Source organism: Vicinamibacteria bacterium (assembly GCA_035620555.1).
Lineage (GTDB): Bacteria > Acidobacteriota > Vicinamibacteria > Marinacidobacterales > SMYC01 > DASPGQ01.
Genome location: DASPGQ010000588.1, coordinates 1 through 4,661 on the forward strand (window position 1 = coordinate 1; position 4,661 = coordinate 4,661).

A 4,661-nucleotide genomic window follows, 5' to 3' on the forward strand; every position below is an offset into this window, starting at 1 on the left:
GAACCAAACGAGGCCATTGCTCATATGAACGCCTGGATCAACCGGGCGCTCGAGATCGATCGCGAGAATGGCCGCGCCTGGGCGCTTCTGGCGCTTCTGGAATACGGACAAGGGAATCAGGGCGCGAGCGTCACGATGAGCGGACTGCGTGCCGTCCGATTTGCGCCGCGGTTCACCGGATCGCATGTTGCTCTCAGCGTGGGTCTTTCCAGCTCCTTCCTCAGCCTTCAGGCAACTCGCGAGGCGGCGCGGCTGGACCCGCTCTATTTGTACCCGCCCACGATGTCCGCGGGCTCGCTCGCCACCCTGGGACGGACAGAAGAGGCGCTGGCGGAAAACGAGCGCGCCCTCGAGATCGAGCCGGACCTGTCGATCGCCTTGCTGAACAAAGTGGGCTTTCTGCACAAGCTTGGGCGACTGGAGGAAGCCACAGAGGTGCTGAACCGGCTCCAGCCCATGGTCGCCGAAGGCCGAGTCAACGCGGGTTGGTTCCAAGGCCTTTCGGACGAGAACGTGCTCCTGAGAAGCGAGCCCGGTGAGGCAAAAGAAGAGCTCCACCGCCTGCTCGCGCTTGCAAGCGGCGAGCTGCCAGTACCTTATTGGCAGATGTTTGCTCACGCTTCCATCGACAAGCTCGGTGGCCGCGGCAGAATCGCGGAAGCAAAGGAGCTCTTGTTACGTCTGGACCAAGCCGGGATCGTCGAAGAGTACGATGGTCTCGCCTTGAGCCCCGACAAAGGCTGGGTTCGAGAGGAACCCAGCCTCGAGCCGATCGTCCAGAAGTCCAAAGAGAAGTTCGAGGCGACGATGGCCATTCTCATGGACGCGCGCGCCAAGGGCGAGCTTCCCGCCTACCTCGAAGCTCCGCTCGACGAGCTGCGCTCCCGTCTCGGATACGACGAGCCGTGATCAGCGGAAAACTCTCGAGCGAACGAAGCAAGATCGCCAGAATTGCACACCGACGAGGGTTACTGGGATGGCCTGCCGATGTATCGGATCGGCACCCGGAACGGCTCGTCTTCGTTCCCGAGAATTTCGAAGCCACGAATGAAGTCTCCAGGACTCATTTCGTAGTAGAGTAACTCTTCCCAGAATACGATCCCCTTGACGGACCGTCCCGCAGCCAGCCAGTCATTTACGATTTGAATGATACCAGAATCGTTTGTGACGAAAACTCGCCCGCACGTCACCGCATGTTCCAGAAGGACGCGATCTTTCGTCCGTTCGGGAAAAACGTCGATCGCCCGCTGGACATCCCAGCCTCGCTGCATGAGACCTTCGATTATCGATTGTTGGATATGAGCGTCGGTGAAGAGAGCGAAGCGGCCCGCCACTACGGATTCGTGTCGAGGCGCTTCAGCTTTGCTGCCATTTCTTGATCTTCCTCGAGCGAAGCTTCGATTTCCTCGGGATGGTCATAGTAGTAAGTGAGGGCGGCATAGATCTGGGCCAGAGCTAGGGGAGCGGAATATACGTTCAGCATGTTCTCCGGCGTGTAGCCATTACGATGAAGTCCGACGATATCCATCACGCGGATGCGGGTTCCGTCGATGCAGGCCTTTCCGCCGCAGACCTCCGGGTCCTTCGTGATGTGCGCGTAAACCTGAACCGTACCAGGCATAGTGCTTGTATTATAACGTTTCCTCTTGGCTGGCTTTACTCGGGGACCGGGCGAAGATCGTTGGCACCCTTCCCACGCTCCTCGAGCGAGGGGCTCGAGGGTGCTATAGCGCTCGCCCATGGAATGTTGACCCGATGTCGGTTGTCAGTCTAACATGGCAACCTGAAAAGGCGTTGAGGTGATCGGCCGGACGCTCTCTCACTACCGAATTCTCGAGAAGATCGGTGCGGGCGGAATGGGGGAAGTGTTCCTGGCGCGGGACATGCGTCTGGAGCGCGACGTCGCCGTCAAGCTCCTTCCGCCCGGACGTCTCTCGAGCGACGAGGCGCGCAGCCTCTTTCGTCGCGAAGCCCTCACGCTCTCGAAGCTGAACCATCCGAACATTCAGACGGTTCACGATTTCGACTCGGAAGGCGAGGTCGACTTTCTAGTCACCGAGTACGGGCCCGGTACGACGCTCAGCGACCGGCTGGCCGAGGGCGGGCTTCCGCCGAAAGAGGTGATGACGCTTGGCGAGCAGCTCGCCGCGGGCCTCGAGGCGGCGCACGAGCGCGGTATCGTGCACCGTGACCTCAAGCCGAGCAACATCCGGATCCTTCCCGACGGTCGCCTGAAGATCCTGGACTTCGGTCTCGCCAAGTTGGTCGGCCCATCGAGCGATTCGGCGGCGACGTTCAGCAAGCTGGAGACTCAGACGTTCGCCGGTACGCCCCACTACATGGCGCCGGAGCAGCGAGCGGGCCGTCCGGCGGACGCGCGAAGCGATATCTATGCCACCGGCCTCGTGCTGCGGGAAATGTTGGGAAGCGCTTCGTCGCCCGCGCTTCTGCGAATCATCGCGCGATGTCTCGAGAACGATCCGTCGAAGCGATATCAAACCGCAAAGGAGCTGGCGACGGCTATTCGACACGCGAAGACTCCGTCACGTACTTCGTGGCGCGTGGCGGCGGCGGTCGCCGTCCTCGCGGTTCTTGCCATCGCGGCGTCCGCTCTTCTGTTCCGCTCCGCAACGGAGCCGGGTACGATCCGTGCCGTCGTGGCGCTTCCGAGCCAGGTCCTCGGCTCTAGCGCGGAGGACTTTCTCGGCGAGGCGATTTCACGCACCTTATCCACCTACCTTGCCCAGATCGAAGGCATGGAGACCAAGCTTCCGCCTGCGGGCTTCGAGCTCGAGCGCTTTCAGGGGGACATCGATCGCATCGCCGCCACCTTCGGCGTCGACGCTCTGGTGCTCTCGGCCCTCACCGCGGAGCCCGAGCGGTTCCTGCTCAACGTGCAGCTCGTCGAGACCGATGGCCGCCGTCTGATATGGAGCGGTGACTACCAGGGTCCTCCGACCGACTATCTCGCGATGGTGCGCGAAGCGGCCGAGGAGCTTCGCGTCCAGCTGCGTCCTCAGCTCGGGGCCATCGGCGCGGCGCGGGGAAGCTCCCAAGCGGCGCTTTCGTTCGAGAAGGGCGTCTACTATTCTCATCGATTCAACCATCGTCATTTGACCGAGGATTTCGACGCCGCATTGGACGCGTTCGGTGAAGCGCTCCAACTGGATCCAGGGCTATCGGATGCGGCGGCCGAGATCGCGTGGCTTTACGAGTTCAGGCTCGAACAGGGGATCGATGCCGCGGAAGCGCGCGCGCAGGCACACCGCTGGGCTACCCGGGCGCTCGAGATCGACAACGAAAACGGACGCGCATGGGCGGTTCTGACGCTTCTCGAAGTAGGACGAGGGGAACAAGCGGGTGCGGTCCTGGGAAATAGTCTCAAAGCCGCTCGGTTTGCACCCCGATTTCCCCGCGCGAACGTAGCGCTCCATATGGGCCTCTCCAGCTGTCGTCTGCGCCTTGTGGTAGGTGAGCGCATACGTGGTCTGGACCCCCTCTATCTCTACTCGGGGCTACCTAACGCTTTGGACTGCCTCGGGCGGACGGAGGACGCACTTCGGATCAACGAGGAGGTCTTGTCGATCGAGCCTGACTTTCCATTTGGGCTCCAGGCGCGCGCTGGCTTGCTCCTGAAACAAGGACGCCTACTCGAGGCAGCGGGACTTCTCGAGCGCCTCGACAGGATGGCGGTTCAAGGACGCATTCGAATCGACTGGGTTCGTTTCATGACCGATGTCTACATCGTCTTGGGGAAAGGCGTGGAATCAACCGCCGCTCTTGACCGGCTGCTTCACACCGCGAGCGGCGAGGACCGGTTTCCCTACTGGCAACTGGCCTCACAAATAGCGCTCGAAGTTCTGGGACGAAACGACCAACGGGAGCGAGCTCGCACGATTCTGCTTGCTCTCGATAAGGCTGGAGTTTCACTCGAGTACGATTCGCTGCATCTGAGCTCTGACCGGCGATGGATCCTCGAGGATCCCGAGCTCGCGCCCGTGGTCGAGCGGGCACGCAAGCAATTCGCGGAGGTCGTCGCCGTCCTGGAAGACGCTCGCGCCCGAGGCGAGCTTCCCGCGTTTCTCGAGCAACCCTTCGACGAGCTTCTCGTCGATCTCAACTGGGCGAACTGAAGGAATCATTCCGCGTACATTCAGTGAATTGTCAGAACTTTGAGGACAAGGCGTCGGAAAAAGGTCGCAGGGTCCGTCAAAAAGAGAGAAGACTGTTGGGCGCGAGTTCAGAGAGAAACGATCTCGTTATCGAAAACCGGCGGTGCGAAGGTCGGCCTAGAAGGACTCAGCAGCTTGACGAACCAAGCGGAAAACATGGTGACGTGGCCATTGGCGGCTTCGCGTCGTACCGCTGACGTAAGCCGATGCTCTAAGGTCTACAGATGCCAATGCTCTGACGGCGGTCGTTGACTCTCGCTCGTCCACTTCGAGTAGGAGAAGTCCATGAGAATCGTCCCGTGGTTGTGGCTCTGGAGCGGCCTCGCCCTTGCTCAGGAGAACGAGGGAAGAATCGAGGGGCACCTCATGCTCGAGGACGGCCAGCCCGTCCGCTACGTGGTCGTGGTCCTCGTCGAGCTCGACCAAAGCACGCTCACCGGCGAGCACGGCCGTTTCGTCTTTTCGGATGTACCAGCCGGCTCCCATACC

Annotated in this window: 5 protein-coding genes; 3 read left to right on the forward strand and 2 right to left on the reverse strand. The window is 61.2% G+C overall.

Translation table 11 applies throughout. The features are described from left to right. Positions 1 to 909: hypothetical protein (locus tag VEK15_23920; protein HXV63769.1), on the forward strand; the 909-nt coding region annotated here is incomplete at its 5' end. A 59-nt stretch (positions 910 to 968) separates the two neighbouring features. Here VEK15_23920 and VEK15_23925 read toward each other — a convergent pair. Both VEK15_23925 and VEK15_23930 read right to left on the reverse strand, forming a co-directional pair. Continuing rightward, positions 969 to 1,334: a DUF5615 family PIN-like protein gene (locus VEK15_23925; GenBank protein ID HXV63770.1), complete on the reverse strand. Its 366-nt coding sequence runs from the start codon at positions 1,332 to 1,334 to the stop codon at positions 969 to 971. Continuing rightward, a complete protein-coding gene (locus VEK15_23930) occupies positions 1,334 to 1,621 on the reverse strand; it encodes a DUF433 domain-containing protein (protein ID HXV63771.1) in 288 nt (95 codons plus the stop codon). Before VEK15_23930 ends, VEK15_23925 begins: the two co-directional genes overlap by 1 nt. 178 nt (positions 1,622 to 1,799) lie before the next feature. Between VEK15_23930 and VEK15_23935 the strand changes: the two genes are divergently transcribed. Then, a complete protein-coding gene (locus tag VEK15_23935) occupies positions 1,800 to 4,133 on the forward strand; it encodes a serine/threonine-protein kinase (protein HXV63772.1) in 2,334 nt (777 codons plus the stop codon). Between the two features lie 324 nt (positions 4,134 to 4,457). Further along, the coding region (locus VEK15_23940) for a hypothetical protein (GenBank protein HXV63773.1) at positions 4,458 to 4,661 on the forward strand (204 nt) is incomplete at its 3' end.

Bases quoted from the DNA above. Each gene is read 5' to 3' on its own strand.
- VEK15_23930 (HXV63771.1), bottom strand. From the start codon at position 1,621: ATGCCTGGTACGGTTCAGGTTTACGCGCACATCACGAAGGACCCGGAG.